18 protein-coding genes and 2 pseudogenes are annotated in these 24972 nt (G+C 47.8%); 10 read left to right on the top strand and 10 right to left on the bottom strand.

Features of this window, described 5'->3' with window-relative positions:
* Nucleotides 1–328: 328 nt before the first annotated feature.
* The 5 genes from NDA03_RS19390 to NDA03_RS19370 all read right to left on the bottom strand — a co-directional run bounded on the left by NDA03_RS19390 (nt 329) and on the right by NDA03_RS19370 (nt 6712).
* Entirely contained in the window at nt 329–1147 is an 819-nt protein-coding gene (locus NDA03_RS19390) for an aminotransferase class IV (protein ID WP_348238885.1), read from the bottom strand.
* Between the two features lie 549 nt (nt 1148–1696).
* Entirely contained in the window at nt 1697–2245 is a 549-nt protein-coding gene (locus NDA03_RS19385) for a DUF3124 domain-containing protein (protein WP_348238884.1), read from the bottom strand.
* 539 nt (nt 2246–2784) lie between these two features.
* Nucleotides 2785–3177: a hypothetical protein gene (locus tag NDA03_RS19380; RefSeq protein ID WP_348238883.1), complete on the bottom strand. Its 393-nt coding sequence runs from the start codon at nt 3175–3177 to the stop codon at nt 2785–2787.
* A 79-nt stretch (nt 3178–3256) separates the two neighbouring features.
* Complete coding sequence (locus NDA03_RS19375; RefSeq protein WP_348231584.1) at nt 3257–4237, bottom strand: hypothetical protein; 981 nt, start codon at nt 4235–4237, stop codon at nt 3257–3259.
* A gap of 270 nt (nt 4238–4507) precedes the next feature.
* Nucleotides 4508–6712 (bottom strand): ATP-binding protein, encoded by a 2205-nt coding sequence (locus NDA03_RS19370; RefSeq protein ID WP_348238882.1) that lies wholly within the window; start codon nt 6710–6712, stop codon nt 4508–4510.
* Nucleotides 6713–7110: 398 nt separating this feature from the next.
* Here NDA03_RS19370 and NDA03_RS19365 point away from each other — a divergent pair, with 398 nt between their 5' ends.
* Nucleotides 7111–8031 (top strand): bestrophin family ion channel, encoded by a 921-nt coding sequence (locus tag NDA03_RS19365; RefSeq protein ID WP_348238881.1) that lies wholly within the window; start codon nt 7111–7113, stop codon nt 8029–8031.
* A 681-nt stretch (nt 8032–8712) separates the two neighbouring features.
* Here NDA03_RS19365 and ftsH read toward each other — a convergent pair.
* Complete coding sequence (gene ftsH / locus NDA03_RS19360; RefSeq protein ID WP_190531875.1) at nt 8713–10653, bottom strand: ATP-dependent zinc metalloprotease FtsH; 1941 nt, start codon at nt 10651–10653, stop codon at nt 8713–8715.
* Nucleotides 10654–10884: 231 nt separating this feature from the next.
* Between ftsH and NDA03_RS19355 the strand changes: the two genes are divergently transcribed.
* From NDA03_RS19355 to NDA03_RS19340, 4 genes and pseudogenes are all read left to right on the top strand, one after another.
* Complete coding sequence (locus NDA03_RS19355) at nt 10885–11079, top strand: hypothetical protein (protein WP_348238880.1); 195 nt, start codon at nt 10885–10887, stop codon at nt 11077–11079.
* Nucleotides 11080–11262: 183 nt separating this feature from the next.
* Nucleotides 11263–12456, top strand: coding sequence for an AI-2E family transporter (locus NDA03_RS19350; protein ID WP_348238879.1), 1194 nt, complete (start codon nt 11263–11265; stop codon nt 12454–12456).
* 70 nt (nt 12457–12526) lie between these two features.
* A pseudogene (locus NDA03_RS19345) lies at nt 12527–13371 on the top strand (DUF4351 domain-containing protein).
* A gap of 101 nt (nt 13372–13472) precedes the next feature.
* Nucleotides 13473–14672, top strand: a complete 1200-nt coding sequence (locus NDA03_RS19340; RefSeq protein ID WP_190412013.1) for a homocysteine biosynthesis protein — start codon at nt 13473–13475, stop codon at nt 14670–14672.
* 66 nt (nt 14673–14738) lie between these two features.
* Here the strand turns inward: NDA03_RS19340 and NDA03_RS19335 are convergent, their stop codons facing one another.
* Complete coding sequence (locus NDA03_RS19335) at nt 14739–15692, bottom strand: hypothetical protein (RefSeq protein WP_190439596.1); 954 nt, start codon at nt 15690–15692, stop codon at nt 14739–14741.
* Between the two features lie 243 nt (nt 15693–15935).
* Here NDA03_RS19335 and NDA03_RS19330 point away from each other — a divergent pair, with 243 nt between their 5' ends.
* Nucleotides 15936–16835 (top strand): tetratricopeptide repeat protein, encoded by a 900-nt coding sequence (locus NDA03_RS19330; protein WP_348238878.1) that lies wholly within the window; start codon nt 15936–15938, stop codon nt 16833–16835.
* Nucleotides 16836–16903: 68 nt separating this feature from the next.
* Here the strand turns inward: NDA03_RS19330 and NDA03_RS19325 are convergent, their stop codons facing one another.
* Both NDA03_RS19325 and NDA03_RS19320 read right to left on the bottom strand, forming a co-directional pair.
* Complete coding sequence (locus NDA03_RS19325) at nt 16904–17521, bottom strand: TMEM165/GDT1 family protein (protein ID WP_190428985.1); 618 nt, start codon at nt 17519–17521, stop codon at nt 16904–16906.
* Between the two features lie 426 nt (nt 17522–17947).
* Nucleotides 17948–19675, bottom strand: coding sequence for a succinate dehydrogenase/fumarate reductase flavoprotein subunit (locus NDA03_RS19320; protein ID WP_190682728.1), 1728 nt, complete (start codon nt 19673–19675; stop codon nt 17948–17950).
* Between the two features lie 33 nt (nt 19676–19708).
* On the opposite strand from NDA03_RS19320, the gene NDA03_RS19315 reads away from it, so the two are divergent.
* Nucleotides 19709–19876 carry a hypothetical protein gene (locus NDA03_RS19315; RefSeq protein WP_190985105.1) on the top strand — a complete coding sequence of 56 codons (168 nt, stop codon included), beginning with the start codon at nt 19709–19711 and terminating at the stop codon, nt 19874–19876.
* A gap of 38 nt (nt 19877–19914) precedes the next feature.
* Here NDA03_RS19315 and NDA03_RS19310 read toward each other — a convergent pair whose 3' ends face one another.
* Complete coding sequence (locus NDA03_RS19310) at nt 19915–20226, bottom strand: hypothetical protein (RefSeq protein ID WP_190412006.1); 312 nt, start codon at nt 20224–20226, stop codon at nt 19915–19917.
* Nucleotides 20227–20935: 709 nt separating this feature from the next.
* Between NDA03_RS19310 and NDA03_RS19305 the strand changes: the two genes are divergently transcribed.
* The 3 genes and pseudogenes from NDA03_RS19305 (at nt 20936) to NDA03_RS19295 (ending at nt 24892) form a co-directional block, all read left to right on the top strand.
* A complete protein-coding gene (locus NDA03_RS19305) occupies nt 20936–21454 on the top strand; it encodes a hypothetical protein (RefSeq protein WP_348238877.1) in 519 nt (172 codons plus the stop codon).
* Between the two features lie 15 nt (nt 21455–21469).
* A pseudogene (locus NDA03_RS19300) lies at nt 21470–23896 on the top strand (PAS domain S-box protein); the annotation flags it as partial.
* Between the two features lie 138 nt (nt 23897–24034).
* Nucleotides 24035–24892 (top strand): ATP-binding protein, encoded by an 858-nt coding sequence (locus NDA03_RS19295; protein WP_348238908.1) that lies wholly within the window; start codon nt 24035–24037, stop codon nt 24890–24892.
* The last annotated feature ends 80 nt before the right edge of the window (nt 24893–24972 follow it).

Here is a 24972-nt window from a genome sequence, read left to right as displayed (position 1 = left end):
TCCTCCTAAGCTCTAGGATATGGGGACGCTTTGAATTTTTATTTGTATTAACTTATGTTAACCCGTCTCAGAATTCCTTGACACGGTTGGTTCATAGAAACCTTCAACAACGTCATCTATCTTCATCGTAACCGTCGCCACAAAAACAACCATCCTAGCCGGAACAATCTACTCCCACACCCTAGAAATGGGGCTACACAACATAGTCCCCCACCCTAGAAGGGTGGGACTACACAGACAAAGCCTGCCTACGCAGGCTTTGTCTCCTAGCCTGTAAAGACAGGGTTCGTTTGTGGAGTCGCGACTTCAGTCGTCGAGCTTTTTACGCTCAGGGGGAAGCTTGATGGGTTTGGTAGCGCTGAAATAAGCTCTGCAATTGCTCTAGGCTGCTGTGTAACGGGTCAAAAGTCAAAGTACCTTCTTGGCAAAGAACGGTATGGATCGGAACGACTTGCACCACGCAATTACTATAAGCAAGAACTGACAATCCTTTCACAAAGTCAGCATCCCAAGGTACTTGCCCAGAGGTTAGATTCTGACTTGCCAGCCAGTTGATCAGTTGCGATCGCGCGATTCCCGGCAAAATTCCAGCATCTAGAGGCGGCGTCCACCACTTACCATCCCGCCATCCCCAAAGATTGCCCGTACTGGTTTCTAACCAATTTCCCTTATCATCGACCAAAATTGCTTCTGTCGCTCCCATCTGCTGAGCTTTTCCCAATGCCAGCCAAGCAGGCAGGTAGTTCCCCGTTTTATGTTCGGGAATTGAGCGGCAAAATAACGGCTCTGCCGCTAACCAACTTTTAACACCATATTTTTGTCTGTCTGTCAAATCATCCGGGAAAAACCGCCCGCTAATCCACTCTCGCCCATCGGGAAATAGGGTAATTCTGAGAACGGGGAAGTGGGGGATTAACGCTTCTGCTTGTTGTCGTAATTTTTCCCAGTCTGGCTGCTGCCAGTCAAACGTTTGCACGCTGCAACAGAGGCGATCGCAATGTCCCTTCCAGTTAGTCAGCGGACTCTCCAACGACTGCTCATAAACCCGCAGCGTTGTAAACACCTTCGCTCCATAAAGCAACCCCGGATCGTCAATCGCTAACTCCAGGGTTCCCGACTCAATCAGGTTGCCGTTATACCAGTACATCTCATCACCTTTGGGTGAATACAATATACTTCAAAATACTACATAGAGGCGACAAACGCTACACAAACGTCCTTTTGTACGTGCAACGCGAGACTTTTGAAACCCGCTTCGGTCGGGTTTAGTCTGTATAGATGCGAATTCTCTTCGCCCTTTTTACAGGCTGTATAGTGACTTTTTATTGGACGTGGAGACAGATCGGATTAGTGTCGTTAAAGAGGCAAAGCTAAACCTGACTTGCTTTTTCCGCTCAATCTAAATTGGCAATGCTGATGGTCAAATGCTAGATCGTTGAGTAATCTTTCTCTGTAATCCTGCAATCGGGAAAGTTTTGCTCAGTGACACGAAATTGTCTCGACGCAATTTAATTTGGCACTGTACATCAACGTTGAAGAGGTGATTGATGAGCAAAGATTTCCTGAGTTTCCAGAATGGTTTCAACTCAGGCGGCAAGGAGCTATTAAACCGAAATTTATTAATGATTGACGTGATTAGGTCGATTCCATCTTCATGACGATGAACCTTGTGTCAAAAAAAAGCTACTGATACAAATTACTTATTGTTATGACTTTTAATAACTCTACCAGGACTGACAAAAGAAATTCCTTGGTTGGATGCAGCACTAATCATAACGGCTTCAACGACAGGCTCAGAAACTTTCTTTTTAGCTATCCACTCAACAATAAAGTTAGCTCCTAACCCCCCAGTGGTGTCAGTTCTCGCTACAACAAAATCTGTAGAAGCTAGAGAACCAAGTTCCACAGGGCGCTCTAAATAGTGCTTGATTAATTTTCCTTCTGTATCATAGTAGCGGACTGAAGTGACAATGATGGGATTGCTCAAATCCGTATTGCGAATACTAAGAGTGGCTGATAAATATAAAACTTCCTTCTGGTTTTCGTAATAAATATGAGAATAGATAGGGACATAGATAGTTTGCCCCATCGCTATCTTACTATTTTCATCCAACGTTACCACCCTAAGTTGGGGTTGAGTCACCTGATTCATATTAGATTGTGGCTTCTGTGGAATCCCCGGTAAACTGCAAGAGGAAAGGACAATGAGTGCTAGGGTCGAAGAGAAATACAAATAAAGCTTCATTAGAGGTAATTGTTAGATTATTAGAGGTAATTGTTTGATTTTACTCACTGTGATTAATTTTCGATGCTACCCGGTACCCTGGCTTTTAAAGTCAGGGTATTTTTTATGTTTTGGTTCCAATTGGGACTAAAAGATTTTGCCTTACAAACGACTGTTTGTGTACACTGCCAAATTAAATGATGTCGAGACAATTTCGTGTCACTGAGCAAAACTTTCCCGATTGCAGGATTACACAGAAAAATTACTCAATGAGCTAGCATTTGACTATCAGCGTTGCCAATTTAGATTGAGCCGAAAAAGCAAGTCAGGCTAAGCTTTGACTCTTTAACGACACTAATATGTCTCCACGTCAAATAAAAAGTCGCTGTACAACTACTGGCGATAGCTATACTTCAAAATGCTACAAAAAGGCGACAAACGCTACACAAACGTCCTTTGGTACGAGCAACGCGAAACTTTTGAAACCCGCTTCGGTCGGGTTTAGTCTGTATAAATGCGAATTCTTTTCGCCCTTTTTACAAGCATTGGGATGCTCCCGATCAAAACGACCATTCATGGTTTGGATCGTTTAGTGCTGCTTTGACAGAAGCTAAGTTGGCAATATCTTTAAAAGGGCTTGACTTTGCTATTTCCGTAATTGAGTTCAAGGCTAGAGCTAATTGCTCGTTATTGCCTGTTGTAATTGCTAGATCGACGACACCGAACAAAGCGCGAAAGTTTTCTGCACGTTCATTAAACGAACGGTCAAGGTATGCCATTAGCACGTCGCGCTGGGCATTAATATTGGCTATTGTTTCTTTTTCCCAAGCTTCGATTTCACAGCGCTTAGTCTGTTCCTGCTCTGCAATAATCTTGTATTCGGTATAGCCTGAGACAATTTGCTGTAAGCATTCAGAGACGATTTGCGGTAAGCATTCAGATGGATTTAGCATTCAGAGACGATTTGCGGTAAGCATTCAGATGGATTTATTGCCTTGTTTAATGCAACAGCGATTTTTTGGACTGACATAGCTAGTTTTCTCCAAGGGCACAGTACTTCGCTCTGATAGATGCAGTCGCAGGATTCAGATGCCCTTCCTTATCTAAGACAGGGGTTTTCATGATTTCTGCAAGTGCCGTGACTAGAAGTGCTACCTGTTGAAATTTGCCAGAATCTCTGTTTTTGTCAAATGATGATTGAGATTCAAGTTCGTTCAGACTCAAAACAGCGCGGTTGTTAAGAGATTCAAGCAAATTCCTTAACTCATTAATTCGCCGTTTGACTTGTTGCATAAAGTCTTTTGCAGCCTTAATCTTTGCAATCGCACTGTTGACTTGAGCTTCGTACTCCCGTGCCTTTGTCAAAGCTTTCTCACCCTCACCAGCCAGCACAAAACCACCAATCAGGACAGCTGGGCCAACAGTGATACCACCAAGCACAATAGAACCAAGAGCCATACCTCCGCCGCCCGCCGCCAGCGATCCGCCGCCTAGCCATGCTAAAGTCGCATTCCAAGCAGCGGCACCACTAAGCCCCCCTATAAGTGTTCCGGTACTTGCAACTCCCACAGAAGTAGCAAGACCCATTGCACCGCCGTATCCTGCTGCTGCTGCCCCAACAGCCTTAGCGCCGCCGATGAAAAATTCCTGAGCCTCAATCGCCGCAGTTTTATACTCCTGGAGTTGTTGAATTGAAATTCCTTCCAACCCCTCCAAAAATTCCTTTTCACTTTTTTTATTCCGCTGACCAATACGCTCAATAAAAGCAACAAAGCGTCCAATTGTACGCATCATGACATCAAGCTGAAGTTGACCATACTCTTCTGCTAGCTTGTTAGTAGCTTCCCAGTCTGCTTTCAACTCACTGACAGCTTGTTCATAACGTTTTTGGGCACGTTCACCAATTTCCTTGGCTTCATTCATGTTGCCAATGCCTTCAGCCGCTTTGACTCCACCGAAAGCGGCAGTCGCTAAAGCAACTGCCCCTAAAATAATCGGTATAACAAAGATCATGAAACACTCCTAAACTTAGGTTTTCGGACGCTAAGATATTTCCTGATAAGAATTTAGATTGGCGACAGGAATTTAATTCAGCAACATCAAAACCATAAGAATAAACACAGAACTATGCCATCCGAATAAACACTGGCATTTCTTGCAGAGGATTATGTTGGAAATGTGAAGATGTCAGTAATGATCACCGGGGCATTATAAAACCCAAAAATTTACTGCATGAATGCGCGATCGCCCTTGACCTCAGTTACAACGCGATCGCATCCCCAACTAGGAGACTATATTGAAAGAATTTCTAGCCAAGCTAGCGATTGTTGCAGCGAATGCCGCTGCCTCGACAGGCTTTGTGACGTGCTGCTGGAAGCCTGCCAAAATCGCACGCTCGCAATCCTCGCTTCTGGCATACGCCGTCAGTGCTACCGCTGAAATCTGTCCTCCTTGCTCTGGCGTCATTGCTCTAATTTTGCCGATCAACGTGTAGCCATCCTCATCGGGCATCCCAATGTCGCTCACTAAGACATCTGGTTTTACCTGTTGCAGCGCTAAGAGTGCCTCCTGTACTGATGCTACTGCTGTTACCCTCGCTCCATACTGTTCAAGCGCGATCGCGAGAAAATCTCGGCTATCAGCCTCGTCATCTACAACCAACACCTGTAACCCTTCCAGTACAGTGCTGAAGCTTGATGAAGGCTGTGTACTAACTGGGGCTTCTAGCTCAGGCTTGAGTCCTTTCAACTCAGTCTTCATCATCAGCGGCAGTTTCACCGTAAAGACTGCCCCCTGCCCCTCCCCAGGACTGTCAACACAGACAGTTCCGCCGTGTAGTTCGGTGAGGTGACGAACAATTGCCAAACCCAAACCAAGCCCTGTTTGCGATCGCGTGCTGGTACTATCAGCTTGACGGAAGCGCTCGAAGACATAGGGCAGAAAGTCAGCCTCGATTCCTTTGCCTGTATCGCTCACCTCAATCTGGGCATAAGAATCAGTGCAATCGAGCTTGATTTCCACTCGTCCCCCGGAGGGTGTGAACTTGATCCCATTCGAGAGCAAGTTCCAGATAATCTGCTGCAAGCGGTTTGGATCGCCGACAACCAAACCAACGGCGGGATCGAGTACAGATTCCAGTCGAATGCATTTAGCCGCTGCGGCTAGATGCACCGTCTCCATCGCCGCTTGAACAATTGAGATCAGATTAACCGGGCACACATTCAAGGAAAGTTTGCCTCGAATCATCCGCGACACATCCAGCAGATCCTCAATCAACTCTGCTTGTAACTTAGCGTTGCGCTCAATGGTTTCCAGGGCGCGAGCAGTCGTTGCTGCATTCAACTTCTGAGTGCGAAGCATCCCCGACCATCCGATAATTGGGTTGAGGGGCGATCGCAATTCGTGAGAAAGTACCGCCAAAAACTCGTCTTTCATACGGTTCGCCGCCTCTGCCTCGGCGCGTGCCGCTTGTTCGCTAGCCAACAGTCGGGCACGTTCTTCCTCCGCTCGCTTGCGCTCCAGTTCTGCCGTCGCACGGGTGGCAAAGATTGTCAGCAGCGATTCTGCCAGATGGGTATACTCCAACGGTTTTCGAGCCATCACCCCCACTAATCCCAACACTCTCCCTGTGGAGCCTAAAAGCGGAGTTGCGATATAGCTATCAACGTCCATCTCGGCAAGCAAAAGATTACCAGGAAATTGCGCTTGGAGATTGCGGGGATAGCAGCATAGCTTTCCTTGCTGAATCACCTGTTTGCAAGGTGTATTCAGCAGTGAATACTCAATATTGTCTGCAATCTCATGCTGGGCATAGAGAGCAATCGTGCTGACTTTATCTTCGTCTTTCCCCGCTAGTTCCCCAATAAAAGCGAAATCAACATCCAATGCCTTGGTGAGGTGTTGCGCCAGGGAGTAGAAAAACGCCTCCCCTGTCGCTGCCGAAACTCCCTTCGTCACCTCAATGAGGGCAGCATCCATCTGAGCAATTTTGTGTGCAGCCAGCCGCAACTCTAGCTCATCAACCACCATCGCCGCTAGATCGGCAAGGGTTGCTCGCTGTTCTTCACTTAATTCATGGCGCGGCTTGCTATCTACAAGACAAAGGGTGCCAAGATTAAAGCCATCCTTCGCAATTAGGGGGGCACCTGCATAGAAGCGAATCCCCGGTTCGCTAATTGCATAGGGCTTACAAGCGAAGCGGGGGTCATTTCTGGTATCTGCAACGACGAAAACATCCTTAGACAAAATCGCGAAGCTACACATTGTTGCTTCACGATTAATTTCGCGGGTATCAAAGCCGTAGCAGGATTTAAACCAGGCTCGAAATTGGTCAACTAAAGAAACTAGGGCAATAGGTACGTCAAAAAGCCGAGCCGCCAGAGCCGTAATGCGGTCGAAGCTTTCTTCGGGAGGTGTATCGAGAATGTTGTAGCGACGCAGTGCCTCTAGGCGTTCTATTTCGTTAGGCGGCAGGGGAACAGTGGTCAAAGTACCTCCAGAAGACACTTCTTAAATATGGCTTGGGGCAGCTAAGATAGCTTTGCGTGCCTGTCAAAGAGCGCTATATTTTATAATTATTTAAATTTTAGGGCAATCTCAAGCAAAACCCAATAATTTACCACAATCCGGGTAAACAATACTGCAATTGTTAATACTTTTAGCAATTCCGAAGCGCGATCGCGATTGAAATCATCTAACAATGCGATCGCTTACCGACTCCTAACCGCAATGGAACATCGTTGACACAATTGACGCCTAAACAGACAAGACTGTTTCAGAAACATTTGCTGACCATGCTACAACCTAAAAGAATTCTGAGGGATAAATCGAGTATTATCTTTTGGATGTAATTCAGCGTCTGAGTCAAAGTTAGAGGTTAAAGTTGAATGGATAAAAAGAAATGGCAGTGGTTTCAAGTTACCTTCCAGTTAAAAGGCTCGGTCATTCCAGCCGTCTTGCCTAGAACCCTTATCTGTGGGGGATTTGGCTTAATTATTTCTGTTCTTTACCATTTTAAATTAGCTGTATCTTTGCCAATTCTAGCTAGCTTAATTCCCAATATTGTTTTAGGTTTATTACTGGTGTTTCGGACGAATACAGCTTACGAGCGGTTCTGGGAAGGTCGGAAATGTTGGGGTAGTATCGTGAACACTGTCCGCAACCTGGCTCGTCAAATTTGGGTATCGGTTGACGAAAACGAACCGAAAGATAGAGAGTCGAAAATAGCTGCTTTACGGCTTCTAGTAGCTTTTTCAGTAGCGACTAAATTGCATCTTAGGTCAGAGCCAGTCAACAGCGAACTCGAAGATTTGATGTCTGAGTCTCGCTACTTTAAGCTAAAGACAATGAACAATCCACCACTAGAAGTTGCGTTTTGGATTGGAGATTATTTACAAGAACAACATGGTCGAAATCGCCTGAATGTTTATCAAATGAATTCTTTGCAAAATTTGATTAATCTACTAGTAGACAATTTAGGGGCTTGTGAACGCATTCTCAAAACTCCAATTCCAATGGCTTATGTAATCCATCTCAAGCAGTTACTGTTAATCTATTGTCTATCTTTACCGTTTCAAATGGTTGGACAGTTGCATTGGTGGACTGGACTAACGGTTGCTTTGATTAGTTTTACATTGTTTGGAATTGAAGAAATTGGGATTGAAATTGAAAATCCATTTGGTCACGATGCAAATGACCTGCCTTTGGATGCAATTTGCGCCACGATGCGGCGCAATATCGAAGATTTAATTTCTCTAGCCCCTAGTGTTAGGGATTGGAAGACCACACGAATCGATAAAGCAGTATAGGAAAAAATCCGGCTCGCGATCGCAGAAGACGAATCCGATTTTACTGGATGTCTACTACAGAAACAAATATTCCTACTCGCCTTCAAAAGCGATAGGGAGATTCATTGTGGAGCATCCTCAAGGGAAATTAGGTCGCGCAATCGCTTCAATGTTGCTTAAGATACATGACGATTTTGAGAAGGTTGGTATCATGTTTAAGAAATTAAACTCTGCCCAAAAGGAAATCTTCAATGAATGGTGCATGGCTCATAAAATTTAGTGTAGTTTTATACTTTATAACAGCGGCTGCACTTCTGGCAGAATTGATAAATTTTCATCCATTTTCAGGTGCCCCAGTAGTGACTAGCGAAGAGCAAGTCCAACCGATTGCTGTAGATTATCAACTTTGAAGGGTGACGCTCCAGGGAAATGCCATTACAGAGGATGGTTATATATAAATTTTTACAAAAAAGATGCGTTTCACTACCCACTCTCGTTAGCGATCGCAACTTGATTCCATCATTCTTCTCTGGAACCAGGTAATAATACTTAGTCCAGTTACCTTTCAGATTTCTGCAATAAAACCGTAAAACAGGCGAAAGAAATCCGCTGTTGTAGATTGGCACGTATCGGGATGCTCCCAAAGGAAAAGCGATCGCTTTAAACGAAAAGCGATCGCTTTTTTCTCACCTCAAGGAGTCATTAAACCAAAGCGGCTTGCTTCAACTGTATCCCGTCAGGTAGCTTCCCGCTACGCAACCATTCATCCATTTCTGAAGGAATATTAGCGGATTTGAGTTGTTCCCGCAGTTCAGCGCCTTCCAAAACTTCTTTTTGCAAAAGCATCTGTGCCAGCTCTTCCAGCAAATCCCGATTCTTGTCTAAGATTTCTAAAGCCATGTGGTGCGCTGCATCAATCGTTTCCTTCACTTGGCGGTCAATCTGCTCAGCCACCACGGGACTCACTGAACGACGCGGATTGCTGTAACCCTCCATGAACTGTTGCTGCGGCTTCTCAAACGCCACGGGTCCCAATTCATCACTCATGCCGTAGAGAGTAATCGCCCGTTCCGCTAAATCTGTTGCTTTTTGGATGTCGTCACTCGCACCCGTAGACACCTTTCCAAAGATTAACTCTTCCGATGAGCGTCCACCTAAGAGAGTGGCGATTCGACCGCGAATTTCATCTTCTACCATCAAAAAGCGGTCTTCCTCTGGCATCTGGAGCGTGTAGCCTAAGGCACCGACGCCACGGGGGACGATAGAGATTTTCTCGACTTTACCAGCTCCCGGCATCAAAGCCGCGATAATCGCATGACCGACTTCGTGATAAGCGACAGTCTTTTTCTCAACATCATTCAGAACGCGGGATCTGCGCTCTAATCCGGTGACAACACGCTCAATTGCTTCGTTGAAGTCTGCCATCATCACAGCGTCGCGGTTCTGACGTGCTGCCAGTAGCGCCGCTTCATTCACCAGGTTAGCTAAATCGGCACCGGCAAACCCAGGTGTGCGACCCGCGATCGCTACCAAGTCTACATCATCTGCTAATTTGACATTTCGGGAATGGACGCCGAGAATGGCTTCTCTACCCACTTTATCCGGGCGGTCTACCACCACTTGCCGGTCAAAACGACCCGGACGCCGCAGAGCCGGATCTAGCACTTCTGGGCGGTTGGTGGCGGCGACGATAATCACCCCGGTATTCCCATCAAAACCATCCATCTCGGTGAGCAACTGGTTAAGGGTTTGTTCGCGCTCATCGTTTCCACCGACAAAGCCTCCAGCACCGCCGCGAGATTTACCTAGCGCGTCTAGTTCGTCGATGAAGACGATGCAAGGGGCTTGTTTTTTGGCTTGTTCAAATAAGTCGCGGACTCGTGCAGCGCCGACACCAACGAATAGCTCGATGAATTCGGAGCCAGAGATACTGAAGAAGGGAACGCCCGCTTCACCGGCGATCGCTTTTGCTAAGAGTGTCTTTCCAGTTCCCGGAGGTCCCACCAGCAGCACGCCTTTGGGAATTTTGGCTCCTAATCGGGTGTACTTCCCGGCATTTTTCAAGAAATCCACAATCTCTAGCAGTTCTAACTTGGCTTCATCGACACCCGCCACATCACTAAACTTGATGCCGGTGCTGCCTTCTGAGTAAATCCGTGCCTTGCTTTTCCCAACCGTCAGCGCTGCGCCACCTGCGCCTCCACCCCGGTTCATCAACCATCCCCAAATTCCAAAGAAAATCAGGGGAGGAACAACCCAACTGAGGAGGGTTCCAATCCAGCCATTGTTGTTGGGTGCAGGTGCAGCAAACTTTACGTTATGTTCGCGCAGGATCTTGGGTAGATCCAGATCGATTGCCACTGGCGTGGTGACGAATACCTGATCTGGTGCGGCTTGCTCTCCCGTGGCATCGGATTTAAGCGCATACTCGATCCGGTCATTGCTCACAACTGCCTGCTCAACTTTACCGCTTTCTACCTGATTGATAAAGTCGCTGTAGGGTACCTGCGGCAATTGAGAGCCAAAACTCGGAATGATAAAGTTTAGCAGTAGAAGGATAGTGAACAAAATCAGGAAGCTGCCGCCAAACTGCTTTGTTCTAGAGGCTTTGGGCGATCGCTTATTATTATTTTCAACAGGCATTGTAGATACGAACCTCTTAAAAGTTATAAAGTTTGAAAGGTTGCTTTCAGATGTCTACTGAGTGAAAGCTAAATGTACTCTTGGCTTTAGTAAGCTTTTAGAGCATCGAAATTGGTAACAGGGTGAGGCTCTAAAAGCTATTGTAAAAAAGGGGATGCGATCGCCTGGGTTCGGTGTCTACCCCTACAAGCATCCGTATAGCCGTACTTTAGTCTTTGTTTATTAAGTTGTATGACAACTCAGGTTGGATTCATTCTTAAAGTGCTAGTCGCCTCAGCGGCACTGTCAATATTAATTAAGTACGGTGGTCCCTATTTATCAATTCCAGCAACCCCAGCCCTAGTGCTGATAGTTGTGTTTCTGCCAACGCTGATGATGGCTGTGACCTTCTGGCAGCGATCGCGACAATATCGCCAACCGGACTAAGTTGTATTTTAAGTATCAATGAATACTTATCTGAGTAGAGCAGCTTACGTAAAAACACTGAAGCAGTTGACGCTTGGCAGCTATTCAAACCTTACTTTCAACCCATGCGAAAGTTGCCAAAATCGGCTAATCTAGCTGCATTAAACGGCAATTACAGCCTATGTCAGCTCGGAGTCAACACCTGTGAATCTAGGTCAGTGGATTGGCTTATTCGTCTTAGTCGTTTCTCTTTATGTTTTGTGGCAAATTCGGCAGGTGTTGCTGTTGGTGTTTGCCGCCGTTGTGTTGGCGACTGCCTTAAACCGATTGGCGCGGCGGCTGCAACGATCGGGAATGAAACATGGCATCGCGATCCTGGCGTCGATTGTCTTATTATTAGCTCTGATTGTCGGGTTTTTTTGGCTGATTGTGCCGCCCTTTACCGTCCAGTTTCAAGAACTCACAGAACGGGTTCCTAGAGGGTTTGAGCGCTTGAATCTTTGGGTAGATCGCCTCAGAACGGGTCTTCCTAGCCAGCTGACACCGTACCTACCCGATGTGGAGAGCATAAGCCAACAAGTACAGCCCTTAATCAATCGGTTATTGGGCAGTTCGGTCGCCTTTTTCTCCAGCTCTTTAGGGATTATCCTCAACGTTTTGCTGGTGCTGGTTTTAACCGGAATGTTCTTAGCAAATCCCCAAGCTTACCGCAAGGGATTTGTGCGGCTATTTCCTTCTTTTTATCGGCGGCGCGTGGATGGGATTTTGGATCAATGCGAGGTGTCATTAGGGCGATGGCTTGGAGGCGCTCTCATTAGCATGAGTGTAGTCGCACTGATGAGTATGATTGGCTTGTCGGTTTTGCGAATCCCGTCGCCGCTGGCTCAAGGGATTTTGGCGGGGGTGCTAAATTTGATTCCCAATCTTGGCCCGACGATTAGTGTCATCCCACCAATGGCGATCGCGCTGTTGGAGGCTCCTTGGAAATGCTTGGCTGTGTTCGGTCTTTACTTTTTTATTCAGCAGGTTGAAAGCAATTTCTTAACACCCTACGTTATGGCTCAACAGGTGTCGCTGTTGCCAGCCGTAACGTTACTTGCTCAAGTATTTTTCGCCACATTCTTTGGATTTTTAGGGTTGGTCTTGGCGTTACCGCTAACCGTTGTTGGTCAGATTTGGTTCAAAGAAGTCTTATTCAAAGATGTTCTCGATCAATGGCGCAGTCAGCGCGAAGCAGATTTTGATCCAGAGGGTATAGCAACGTCTCATGAAGCTGCTGAATTTGAGCGAGAAACTGTGGTGTTGCCGGAAGGGAAGTCATCCATTAATGACAAGCCTAATTTTGATAACGAGAATCAGGCGAATGTTAATGATGTGACTGATAAAGGGAAGAAGTAGCGATAAGTAGCGATCGCTATTCTCAGTAATCTCTAATGAGAGAATAATAAGACTTTCTCCAATTGCCCTCTTGGAATACGACAACACTTGCAAGTATCTCGCTGAGAACTACCCAGATGAATTTGCCAAGTGGCTACTGTCATCTGAAGCTTCAGACATCCAGGTAATCAAAACCGAACTCAGTCTGGAACCGATTCGCGCCGATTCTGTCATCTTCCTGCAAGTCGCTAACCAAATCTTGCACCTGGAATTTCAAACCTCGGCGCAATCAACTCCTCCCCTCGACTTCCGGATGCTCGACTACTACACGCGACTGAAGCGGCAATATGGGTGTGAAATTGTGCAGATAGCAATCTTTTTGCAAGCCACTACCTCAGAACTCGTCTTTCGACAGCAGTACACAGACACAAACACCAGACATCAATATCGAGTCATCCGTCTGTGGGAAGAAGATCCCACTCCGCTGCTCGCAAACCCAGCTCTCCTACCACTGGCAACCTTAGCTCGTAGTGATTCACCCAGAGCTTTATTAGAGCAAGTCGCCGCTGGGGTCGCTAGAGGATCGAGAAAACCACCGAGCGACAGAATATCCTCGCTTGTGCAGGGGTTCTTGCTGGTTTGCGGTTTAAAAAAGATTTGATCCAACAACTATTCCGAAAGGAAATTATGCAGGAATCTGTTATCTATCAAGACATCCTCCAAAAGGGCGAGCAACGAGGTCTGCAACAAGGAGAGGTGGCGCTAATTTTGCGGCTGCTCAGGCTACGATTTGGTGACATCAATCCCGAAGTGCAAGAACAGATTCGCGGTTTATCGATTCCTCAATTAGAGGGATTGGCGGAAGCGCTGCTGGATTTCTCCAGCCAAACTGATTTAGTTAGTTACTTGGCGGCGATAGACTCATCGGCAATCTGAACAGCAACACATACCGTTAACCTCCCAAAAGCGTCGCCCCACGAGGCATCGCAATAGTGGAAACTAGGGATGAGCAAAAGTCCGACCCTTCAACCTTCCCTATGCGAACCCTTGCCGAAATTAACGACAAAATCAGCCACCAGCGTGCAGTGGTGTGGACAATAGAAGAATTAAAAGCACGGGTGGCAGAAGTGGGAGTCACCCAAGCTGCGAAGCAAGTAGATGTCATTACCACCGGCACTTTCGAGCCGATGGAGTCTTCGGGGGCGATTATTAACCTGGGACACACCGACCCCCCGATTAAAATCCGCTCCTGTTGGTTAGATGGTGTTTTAGCTTACTCTGGCTTTGGGGCAGTGGATCTGTATCTGGGAGCAACCCAGATGGTGGAATATCGGAGTACCGGCGAACCCCTGGATGGCGAAGAATCCAGAGAACGCGGCGGCGGTCATGTAATTGAAGACTTAATTGCTGGGAAAACGGTGCAACTACGCGCCATTGGGCAAGGGACGGACTGCTACCCTCGTGCTTCCTTTGAGACAACCATCACCCGCGACACGATTAACCAGTTTTATCTATATAATCCCCGCAATCTATACCAAAATTTTATCGTCGGGGTGAATGGAGGCGATCGCCCGCTTTATACTTACCTCGGCCCGCTGCAACCCCGTCTCGCGAATGCCGTCTACTCAAACGCTGGGGCAATTTCTCCCCTCCTGAACGATCCAGACCTGCAAACGATCGGGATTGGCACTCGGATTTTCTTAGGCGGCGGCGTTGGCTATGTAGCGTGGGAAGGCACCCAACACTTCCCCTTACAAAAGCGGTTGCCAAATCGAACGCCTGTTGGTCCGGCGGCTACCCTTGCCTTAATGGGAGACGCCAAACAAATGAATTCTCGCTGGGTGCGCGGCTGTTACTTCAAAAATTATGGCCCTTCTATGATGCTCGGCGTTGGTATCCCACTGCCCGTTTTACAAGAGCAAGTCGTCGCCAATTGTGCCGTGCAAGACAAGGAGATCGTTGCGCCGGTTGTCGATTTCTCGATTCCTCGGCGCGTCCGTCCCACTTTTGGGCTTGTGAGTTACGCCCAGCTGAAGACGGGACGCATCACAATTGAGGGCAAACCCGTGCGGGTTGCCCCCTTAGTCAGCCTATTTTTTTCTAATCAAGTAGCGCTGGAGTTGAAGCAATGGATTGAGGCGGGGACATTTACCCTCACCGAACCTGTTGCCCCCATTCCACTGGATCGCTCATTTTTACCCCAAGACCGATGGGGTTCTCAAATTTCCCTAGATTAGTCATTTGTCATTCGTTATTCGTTATTAGGTGTAACTCATCACAGTGACTCATGACTAACCGCCAGTTTATTCTGGCGGCGGGGAAGAGCGCTTAACTGGCTTTGGCAAGGGTTCCTTGCGTTTGGGGGATGGGGGCGCGATCGCTGCGGGTCTTTCTCCGCTTGGACGCACGGGACGCTCTCGGCTTCCTCCTCCTGGCTTTCTGTTGGGAGGACGCCCACCTCCACCTCCTCGAAACGGTTTCTTGCCCGGAATCTTTCTAGGAGGCAGGCGACCAATATCCTGGCTCTCCTGAATTACCAGGGAGTTCCCCTGTCGCTGCACCTGCAAATCCATGAAATGACCGACTGCCTTTTCTTGAACCACACCATTGAGTTTCAACTTGAAAAACTTAGGCGTGTCTTCCTGCTTGCGGGGAGACTGCTTAATCTTGACGATGATGCCTTCTTCTTCTTCCCGCGACTGAAAAATCACTTCCCCGCGAATCGAAAAATAGCCATCGTTCGCCGCCGACTCTTCACTTTGAATATGCGTGGGTTCGGACGATTGGGCTGTTTCCGCTTCTGGGTCAGACGACGGCTGGTTCAACCTTTCCGGCTCCCAAACGCCCACAATCTGGACGTGCAAGTTGCCGTCTTCTTGTCGCATCCGGGGATAGACAACCCATAAATGTTCCTGCTCTAAGTTCAGGTGATTTTTGACTAAACTCATCACCCGACCTAATAGCACGGCATCGATGGCTGTTCCATCGCTTGCCAGCAGCATTCCTCGCGTAAATTGCTCGTCGGAGGACGTGTACTTACCCTTTACTAGGCCAATGGCCCGGTATTGCATGGGTTCGCTAGGGGGAGGAATGGGTTGCTGTCGTGTGACAGCAGGATTCTCTTCAGTTGTTTGTTCCAAATCGCTGTTTGACGCTGTATCCGCTGGCGTTGGCGGACTGGATAGGGGTGGTGGTTCTGGCTTAGGATCGCCAGAAGACTGGGATAATTCGGAGAACCGATTTACAGAAGGACTCATAATACTCCTCGCGGCGGAGACACATCCCCTTGGGGGGAGTCAGTCAGCTCATTGTACTGAATGCGGTGATACGACTGGTAGATCCGTAATGTTTTTGCACTCAGCAAAAACACTTACACCTTATCAAGTTCGGTTCGATGCTGCCACTATTTTAAAACGTGGAGACAGTGATGCGGTTTGCCAAGTGTGACAGTGGAAAATAAGATTGTGTTTGATAATGGCAATAGAGTTCAGAGCAGTCGTGTGTCCCAAAAGCGCAATCGCTGGTTTATTAATCTAGTCCTAGGGCTGGGTGTGTTGATCTTTGTCGGATTATCCATCATTCCGTTGGTGGGTATTGTTTTTGACGGTCAAGAGCCTACCACTGGGGCAACCCCAACACCGACTCAGTCGGCAGGGGTACCTAATCAAGCGGAACTGGAAGCGCAGGCGAAAGGTTACGAACTGGTTTTGCAGCGAGAACCGCAGAATCAAACGGCACTGCGGGGGCTGTTGGAAGCGCGGCTAAAAATGCGCGATGTCAAAGGCGCGATCGCACCTTTGGACAAACTGGCAAAGCTGAATCCCGATCAAAGTGAATACGCAGTTTTACTTGCACAAGCTAAACAGCAAACAGGAGATCGCGAAGGGGCTGCCCAAACTTATCGCTCGATTTTGACTTCTAAACCGGGAGATATGAACGCCCTGCAAGGTCTTGTGAGTCTTCTGGTACAACAAAACCGTCCGGAAGCAGCGATTGGCTTGCTGCAAGACACGTTGAAAACTGCTCCCCAAGTGAATCAAGTTCAACCTGGTAGCGTCGATGTCACTTCGGTGCAGTTGGAGTTGGGCAAGGTTTACGTTGAGCAAAAGCGCTATCCGGAAGCGATCGCGATCTACGATGACGCCATCAAAGGCAATAGACAGGATTTTCGTCCGGTGCTAGCGAAGGCACTGGTGCTGCGAGAACAAGGCAAAATCGCTGAAGCTAAACCCCTATTCAATACGGCGATCGCTCTCGCTCCAGCCAGAGTCAAAGACCAAATTAAACAACTGGCGGCTGACGCACCCGCACCCACGGCTGCGCCCACGACTGCGCCCACGACTGCGCCCACGACTTCACCTACGACTTCGCCTTCTGTATCTCCCAGCCCTACGCCTTAACCTGGGTCTTAAGAATTAAAAATGCTTTCATCAAAAAACAGAATTTTTAATGCAAGCATTTTTAATTTTTAATTCCCTTCCAATAAAGCGATCGCTCCAAACAGTAAAAACAAGCCGCCCCCAATTGCTGTAATTAATCGCTCGGAAATTCGTCCGGCGATCATCCGACCCCCCAAAACAGCGATCGCTGCACAAATACTATGCCCCGCAATAGCCCCAGCCGTAACCCCTACAGCCGACTGGGACGCAGCTAGAGCAATTGTGGCAATCTGAGTGCGATCGCCCCACTCTGCTACAAATGTCAGCATAAAGGCTTCGAGGACAATCGCCCAAGGAGTTTTCTTTTTTGGCATCTTCGACTCAGCTTCTTTAACCGTGGCGATCGCTTCTTCGGCTTCTTCACAGTCTGGTCCCGCTGGCATCTGGCTTGCTTCGTACAATAACTTCACCCCGAAGCCAACAAAAAAAATAATTTCTGCAAAATGAAGATAATGCTTGGGGAGTAGAGACGCCACTTGTCCCAAGAGAACCGACAGAACCGTCATTGCTGCCAATGCCGCCACAACTCCTGCAAATACCAGTCGTCGGGAGTGGCGCATTGCCAGAATTACCGCAATGAAAAAGGTTTTATCGCCTAATTCGGAAAAAGTGATGAATAATAAACCGGCAGTAAAAGCTGTCAGCATCCTCTCAAGCTCCTCAGAATGTTCTACCTATCGCATCTGAGTGAGCTTTCTGGAGGGTACATGGGACTTCACCAGCAGCTCACATCGGATGTGAACTCGGTGAAGGTCTCGCTCCCAAGGTTTGAAACAATTAGTTCAGCGACTAGGCGCTTATTTTTAGTTTCTTTCGCTTGTCACCTGAACCAGGCTCATCGCCAGTATGTTGATTCAGATGGGCTAGCATCATTCTTCGCTAGCAGCTACTCCCCTTCATTGTTAAGTAATTATACATCTAACTGTGGGTAGAAGAAATTAATAAATCTACATAAATTTATTTGGGGAGTGTTGTGGCAGGAGATCGCAATATATCCCCATTCGCAGCCAGCACGCCTGTGGGCAGGTGGAAAGTCGGCAGGTTATGAACTTGCAAACTTTCCACCTAATCACTTAATACTTCCGTTCCTTTGGCTCAAACATAGTAATGTTTACCGGGCGATCGCGCAAATCGATCCCGGCTGGAGAATAGAAAGCCATCGTGTGCTTGAGGAAATTCTCATCGTCACGCTCAGGATAATCTTCGCGGTAATGAGCGCCTCGACTTTCTTGACGGTTGAGCGCCGATGTCAGAATCATTTGTCCGACAATAATCAAGCTGCGGAGTTCCAGTGCCTCGATGACTTCAGTATTCCAGAGTTTACCTTTGTCATCCAGGTAAATATCCTGGGATTGCTGCTGAATCTGTTGCAGCTTGTTCAAACCTTCGCGCATCAATTCCTCGCTGCGGAAGACACCACAATACTCAGTCATGCAGTCTTGGAAGGCTTGACGCACTTGGTTAATCCGGTACTGTCCCGATTGTTCTAGTTGCGCTTGGATTTTGCAGTGAGCTTCTAGCAGATAGGGTTGCTCATCCAGTTCGGGCAACTTGCGGTTTTGGACAAATTGCGCGATCGTTGCCCCCGTTTTTCTGCCATAAACCACACACTCCAACAGGGAATTACTGCCCAATCGATTTGCCCCGTGAACCGAGACACAAGCAGCTTCTCCAGCGGCAAAGAAAGCGTCAATTAAACCATCTGGGCCACTTTTCACCTGACCGCTGGTATTGACGGGGATGCCGCCCATTGAATAGTGAGCCGTAGGGCGCACGGGCATCGGTTGATCTACGGCGTCGATGCTGAGTAATCGGTGAGCTTCTTCCCAAGCAAAGGGAACCCGACTCATAATTTTTTCTCGCCCCATGTGGCGCAAGTCGAGATAGACAAAGGGACCACCGGCGCTGCCATTGGGATGAACGCCCCTTCCGGCGCGAATTTCTCGCGCGATCGCTCGTGAAGTAATATCGCGGGGAGCGAGTTCCATGCGACTGGGGGCATAAGTCGCCATAAAGCGATCGCCCTCAGCGTTGATCAAATACGCGCCTTCACCCCGCACAGCTTCCGAAATCAGCACTCCCACCGGATACAAGCCCGTCGGGTGAAACTGCACAAACTCCATATCTTCCAACGGCACCCCGGCGAGGGCAGACATCGCCAACCCATCCCCCGTCGAGGCGTAGTCATTCGAGGTGGTGTTAAATACCCTGCCATAGCCGCCCGTGGCGAACATCACCGCCTTCGCCCGTACAACCTCAATTCGCCCGTCCAGAATCTGGTACATCACCACACCCTTCGCCTGGGCGTCTTCCAGAATCAGCTGCATCACGTACCACTCATCGTAGATGCGGACGCCGTGACGCCGGAGATTATTCACCAGTTCGTGCAGAATGGCGTGACCCGTCTTATCCGCTGCATAGCAAGTGCGCCGGTGAGAATGCCCCCCAAAAGCCCGCTGGGCAATCCGACCATCCGGCAATCGGGAAAACAATACTCCCATGTGTTCCAGGTCGATGATCGTGTCTGGAGCCTCGCGGGTGAGGATTTCCACCGCATCCTGATCCGCCAAGTAGTCAGATCCCTTTACGGTGTCAAAAGCGTGGTCTTTCCAAGTGTCTTCAGGGTCTACATTCTTCAGCGTTGCCGCCATACCCCCCTGCGCGGCGACCGAATGGGAACGAATCGGGTGAGTTTTGGCAATCAGCGCCACATCTAAGCTGGGTTCTGTGCGGGCAATCTCTAAGGCGGCGCGACACCCCGCTAATCCACCTCCCACAATCACGACATCGTGTTCAAGCATCTTTAAGATCCGCTCTTTGGAATTCTTACATCCATGCTGACGCAAATAAAAACTTCCCCACCACAAAGCGGGGAAGTTCTTCATAAATTTCTTTTTAGTCCTAATACCAGTTCTGGCGTCTCAGTCCTCAGTCCTCAGTCCTTAGCCCTCAGTCCTCAGTCCTCAGTCCTCAGTCCTCAGTCCTCAGTCCTCAGTCCTTAGCCCTCAGTTCTCAGTGTTGACCAAAGACTGATGGCTCTTCAACTGGTTACTTGGGCAGGGTTTTGGTTGGGTAAACTGCCACCAACGGTCTCAGTGGTGTCCTGGATATCCATTGCAGAAACCTCAATGTGGTTAAACAACGTAGTCACGAAGGCAAAGAGCAAGAACGGCAGAGACAGCACGAGGATGAGTCCAACAGTCATTAGGGCGTAAATTTGCCGAGTGGTACTCCACAGCGCTAGTGCAGAGGCGAGACTAATGAAGATGACAATCAGCCAAACGATGATTTGCCCATAGATATCGCCAAAGGAGAGAGTACAGACGAAGCGATACTTTTGCATTTTATCCATGACGTTTCCCTTGCAACATTCCTTTAAAGTTCTAGGTTAAGGTTCTGACACGGGCTTGGCAGATTTCTAAATCTTTTTACAAGAGTTGCAATATAGCTTTACAATCTACCCCAGTGTGCCGAACGGTTGCTACTCACTGCGTTCCAGCCATAGCGATCGCTCTCGAATTTAAAATCATTATCCTTCCTAGCCGCATTCTAAGAATGATTATCGGAAGGTGATTCTTCTTTTTATAGCAAGAAAGCCCAGTTTTGAGTGTTTTAGTGCCGCAGCGACTCCGATTGAGCATTTTGTCGGTAATTTTCTAGCTAATTTTCAGCGATCGCTCTCTTGACAAATGAACCCCCGCTTAATTTATTGATTTTATACATTGACGCCAGAGACCTTTTTTAACACAACAATTGCGTAGAAAAACCTATCAATCGTTAAACATTGATATTCATTTCCAGTTGGCATACGTAATATTACGGCGATCGCTATGCGAATTGAGTATGTTTTCTAGAAAAATTACAGTTGTCGTGGCTCTCGGCTGGGATTAAAAATTTTAATTACTAAACATAATTTTCTAGAATTTTGGCTTCTCAGCTTCTCTCGTTGAGAAAAAATGTAAAGGTCAACTGTATGTTTTTATACCCTACAAATTTACAAAGTCGAGCAAAAATTAGGAACACGTAGTAGGAGCTATATGCTGCAATTTTTGCAGATTTTTTTGGGTTCAAACTCTTTTATTCCACATGGACATTGTTACTTGTGGAAACCAGAGTTAGTAGGGCTGCATATCATATCAGATGTGCTAATCGCTCTTGCCTATTACTCTATTCCTATCACGCTCTTTTACTTCGTTCACCAGCGAAAAGATTTACCCTATGCAGGGATATTTCTATTATTTGGAACCTTTATCATTTCTTGTGGTACCACTCATCTAATCGAAGTGTGGACGCTTTGGCATCCGATTTATTGGATAGCTGGTTTTATGAAAGCGCTAACTGCTGGAATATCAGTCTATACAGCAGCAAGCTTAGTGCCCTTAATTCCCAAAGCTCTAGCATTACCTAGCCCAGCTCAATTAGAGATAGCTAACCGCAAACTTGAAACCGAAATGATTGAGCGCAGGCACATTGAGGAACAACTGCGAAAGTCGCAACAAATGCTGCAATTGGTAATGGATAACATCCCCCAATTTATCTTTTGGAAAGACAGAACTTCAGTCTATTTGGGGTGCAATTGAAATTTTGCACAGCTAGTAGGGGTTGGCAAGCCAGAAAATATTGTTGGAAAAACCGACTACGATTTGTTGTTCACAGAAAAAACGGGCTTATTGCGGGATAGCGAACGGCGAATTATGGAAACAAACACGCCAGAATATCACAGCATTGAATCAACGCTCAAGGCGGATGGTAAAGCGTCTTGGATAGACAGTAACAAAGTTCCACTCCATGATGGTGAAGAAAACGTGGTCGGCATCCTTTGCACTTTTGAAGATATTACCGAACGGAAAGCTGCTGAAGAAGAGTTACGTAAGAGCCGAGAACGGTTTGATTTAGCAGTTCAAGGTTCTAAAGATGGATTATGGGATTGGGATATAGCAACCAACGAGACCTATTTTTCACCTCAATGGAAGAAGATGCTGGGCTATGAAGAGCATGAGTTGCCCAATCAGATTGAAGAGTGGGAAAAACGATTGCATCCCGATGACCGCGATCGCGCGATCGCTACCATCCAAGCTTATCTCATGAATAGCCAAGCTTCTAATTACGAATTAGAGCATCGCTTGCAGCATAAAGATGGCTCTTATCGGTGGATTTTAGCGCGGGGAGCAGCGCTGCGAGATGACAATGGCAAAGCGATTCGGATGGCGGGATCGCACACGGACATCACCCAGCGCCAGCGAGCCGAGGAAACTGCGAAAAAAGCCAAAGAAGAACTGGAATTCAGCTACAGCCTCGTGTGTGCGGTGATTGAAGGCACCCCGGATGCCATCTATGTAAAGGATCTTCAGGGCCGCTATCTGATGATCAACTCGGCGGGTGCCGCTGTTTTTGGCAGACCGGAAGGGAAAATTATCGGCAAGGATGATACCGAGTTACTGCCTCTAGAGTTGGCACATCCAGTCATGCAGACTGACCGCCAAATCATGACGACGGGCGTGACTCAAATTGTCGAGGAAACGATACTCACCACAGGGATTACCCGGACATTTCTTTCCACAAAAAGCGTCTACCGCGACCCTAAAGGAAAGGTTATCGGTTTAGTTGGCGTAGCGCGGGAAATCACCCAGCGCAAACAAGCAGAGGAAGCACTCAAGAAAGCCAAAGAAGAACTAGAAATCCGCGTTGAGGAGCGTACCTGCGAATTAAGAGCTGCCATTGGGCAATTGCAAAGCGAAATTGCCAACCGGGAAGAGGCAGAGGCGGCGCTGAAGGCGAGTGAGCAAAGATACCGCCATTTGGTCGAGACTTCCCAGGATTTGATTTGGTCGGTGGATAGACAGGGGCGATTTACATTTGTGAACTCTGCGGTCAAACAAATGCATGGATACGATCCCCAAGAAATGATCGGGCGTTTGTTCACCGATTTCCAGCCACCGGAACAAGTGGAGCAGAACTGGCAGATACATCTGCGCCTGCTGGAGGGTGAGCCGTATTTCCAATACGAAACGGTGCATCTGCGTAAAGATGGAACGCCAATTCAGATGAGCTTCAACGCGATCGCATCTAAGGACGACGCCGGAAACATCCTCGGCACCACGGGCACTGCGAGGAACATCACAAGTGCCAAACAGGCTGAAGCCGCTCTGAGGGAGAGCGAACAGCAGCTTCAAGCAATTCTGGCTTACTCTCCAGCCGCTATCTACGTCAAGGATATTCAAGGTCGTAATATTTTGATGAACCGGAAGTGTGCCAACTTGCTCAACGTTGATGCAAAGGCAGTCAAAGGGAAGACCGAGTACGAGTACTTACCTTATGAGGTCGCTGAGGCATTGCAAACCAACGATCAAAAGGTACTTGCGGCAGGGATTCCTTTAGAAAGTGAGGAAGTGATTCCTCAAGACGACGGCTTACACACCTACATTTCGATGAAGTTTCCGCTTTACGACGACAATGGTATGCCTTATGCAGTTTGCGGCATTTCCACCGACATCACCGAACGCAAACAGGCTGAAGTCGCTCTGCAACTATCGGAAACTCGATTCAGACAACTCGCTCAGCAGGAAGAACTACTCAACCGTCTAGCTAACCAGATCCGGAACACCCTCGATCTAGATACGATTCTAGAAACCGCCGTCGGGGCGATCCAAAGGCGGATGGGGATTGAGTCATGCACCTTCGCTTGGTATCGCCCCCATTCCTCACCCCCCGGATGGGAGGTTGTTAAGGAAGCGAGAACTTCCACCGAAGCGAACTGGCTTGGCTTCTATCCGGTGGGATTTTTTCCAAAGTTTGAGGAAAAAATGCTGAATTTAGAAATGTTCCGCCTGGATGAAGTGCAAACTCCGGACGATCCAGTCATTCCGCAAACATTACTCGTTGCAGGCACTCGGTCAGCGCTGGCGCTGCCAATACAGACACCGAGTGGCGAACTGGGTGCCTTGGCTTGTCATCGCCGGAACCAAGTGCAACCTTGGACGGACAGCGAGGTGGAATTACTCTCGGCGGTTGTCAACCAGCTAGCGATCGCGATTAACCAAGCCGAACTTTACAACCAGCAGCTTGATGCCGCCAGCACTGCCCAAACTAAAGCCGCTCAGCTTGAACACGCCTTGCGCGAACTGAAGCAAACTCAAGCTCAACTGATTCAAAGTGAAAAAATGTCCTCTTTAGGACAGTTGGTTGCGGGGGTTGCTCACGAAATTAACAATCCCGTTAACTTCATCTCCGGCAATCTCTCTTACGCTAATGCATACGCTCTCGATTTACTACGCCTGCTTCAGCTCTACCAGGAACACTATCCCCAGCCACCCGCCGCCATTCAAGCTCAGGCGGAAGAAATCGACCTGGTTTTCCTACTCGAAGACCTGCCTAAAATCCTATCTTCTATGAAGGTAGGAGCTGACCGCATCCGCGAAATAGTCCTGAGTTTACGAAACTTCTCTCGTCTTGATGAGGCAGAGATGAAGACTGTCGATATTCATGAAGGCATCGATAGCACGCTGCTAATCCTGCAAAATCGTCTGAAAGCTAAACCGGATCGTTCGGGTATTCAGATCGTCAAAGAATATGGCAACCTACCCAAAGTTGAATGCTATGCGGGACAGATTAATCAAGTATTTATGAATATTTTGACGAATGCGATTGATGCCCTCGAAGCAGTTCATTGCTCGCCGTTCGCCGTTCGCGGCAATAAACCATCAACGATGAACCCCGAAGAATCTCCAACAATTTGGATTCGGACTTCTACGGTGCAACCCAATCAAGTCAGGATTCAGATTGCTGACAATGGCCCAGGAATGACGGAGGAAGTCAGCAGTCGGTTATTCGATCCGTTTTTTACAACTAAGCCGGTCGGTTCTGGGACAGGTTTGGGGATGTCAATTAGCTACCAAATTGTAGATAAGCATAACGGTCAACTGAAATGTATTTCAGCACCGGGACAGGGTGCAGAGTTCTTAATTGAGATTCCAATTGAGCAACAAAAAAGTCAATTACTGGTGAATCAAGAAGTATAAAATGTGAATTTCTGCTGTATAGGACATTGCACACCCCCAAAAAATAAGAGCGATCGCTGTTTGCATCAATCTCTTAGCTT

The sequence above is a fragment of the Trichocoleus sp. Lan genome (assembly GCF_039961855.1).
Lineage (GTDB): Bacteria > Cyanobacteriota > Cyanobacteriia > Cyanobacteriales > FACHB-T130 > FACHB-T130.
The sequence above is the reverse complement of the archived record's forward strand: the minus strand, read 5'-3'. Positions and strand labels throughout refer to the sequence as shown.

Coding starts and splice junctions, on each gene's coding strand:
- NDA03_RS19310 (WP_190412006.1), bottom strand. CDS start 20,226: ATGGATAAAATGCAAAAGTATCGCTTCGTCTGTACTCTCTCCTTTGGC.
- NDA03_RS19335 (WP_190439596.1), bottom strand. CDS start 15,692: ATGAGTCCTTCTGTAAATCGGTTCTCCGAATTATCCCAGTCTTCTGGC.
- NDA03_RS19295 (WP_348238908.1), top strand. CDS start 24,035: ATGTCCTCTTTAGGACAGTTGGTTGCGGGGGTTGCTCACGAAATTAAC.
- NDA03_RS19315 (WP_190985105.1), top strand. CDS start 19,709: ATGCTGACGCAAATAAAAACTTCCCCACCACAAAGCGGGGAAGTTCTT.
- NDA03_RS19355 (WP_348238880.1), top strand. CDS start 10,885: ATGACAACTCAGGTTGGATTCATTCTTAAAGTGCTAGTCGCCTCAGCG.
- NDA03_RS19385 (WP_348238884.1), bottom strand. CDS start 2,245: ATGAAGCTTTATTTGTATTTCTCTTCGACCCTAGCACTCATTGTCCTT.
- NDA03_RS19325 (WP_190428985.1), bottom strand. CDS start 17,521: ATGCTGACAGCTTTTACTGCCGGTTTATTATTCATCACTTTTTCCGAA.
- NDA03_RS19365 (WP_348238881.1), top strand. CDS start 7,111: ATGGATAAAAAGAAATGGCAGTGGTTTCAAGTTACCTTCCAGTTAAAA.
- ftsH (WP_190531875.1), bottom strand. CDS start 10,653: ATGCCTGTTGAAAATAATAATAAGCGATCGCCCAAAGCCTCTAGAACA.
- NDA03_RS19340 (WP_190412013.1), top strand. CDS start 13,473: ATGCGAACCCTTGCCGAAATTAACGACAAAATCAGCCACCAGCGTGCA.
- NDA03_RS19380 (WP_348238883.1), bottom strand. CDS start 3,177: ATGCTAAATCCATCTGAATGCTTACCGCAAATCGTCTCTGAATGCTTA.
- NDA03_RS19320 (WP_190682728.1), bottom strand. CDS start 19,675: ATGCTTGAACACGATGTCGTGATTGTGGGAGGTGGATTAGCGGGGTGT.
- NDA03_RS19390 (WP_348238885.1), bottom strand. CDS start 1,147: ATGTACTGGTATAACGGCAACCTGATTGAGTCGGGAACCCTGGAGTTA.
- NDA03_RS19375 (WP_348231584.1), bottom strand. CDS start 4,237: ATGATCTTTGTTATACCGATTATTTTAGGGGCAGTTGCTTTAGCGACT.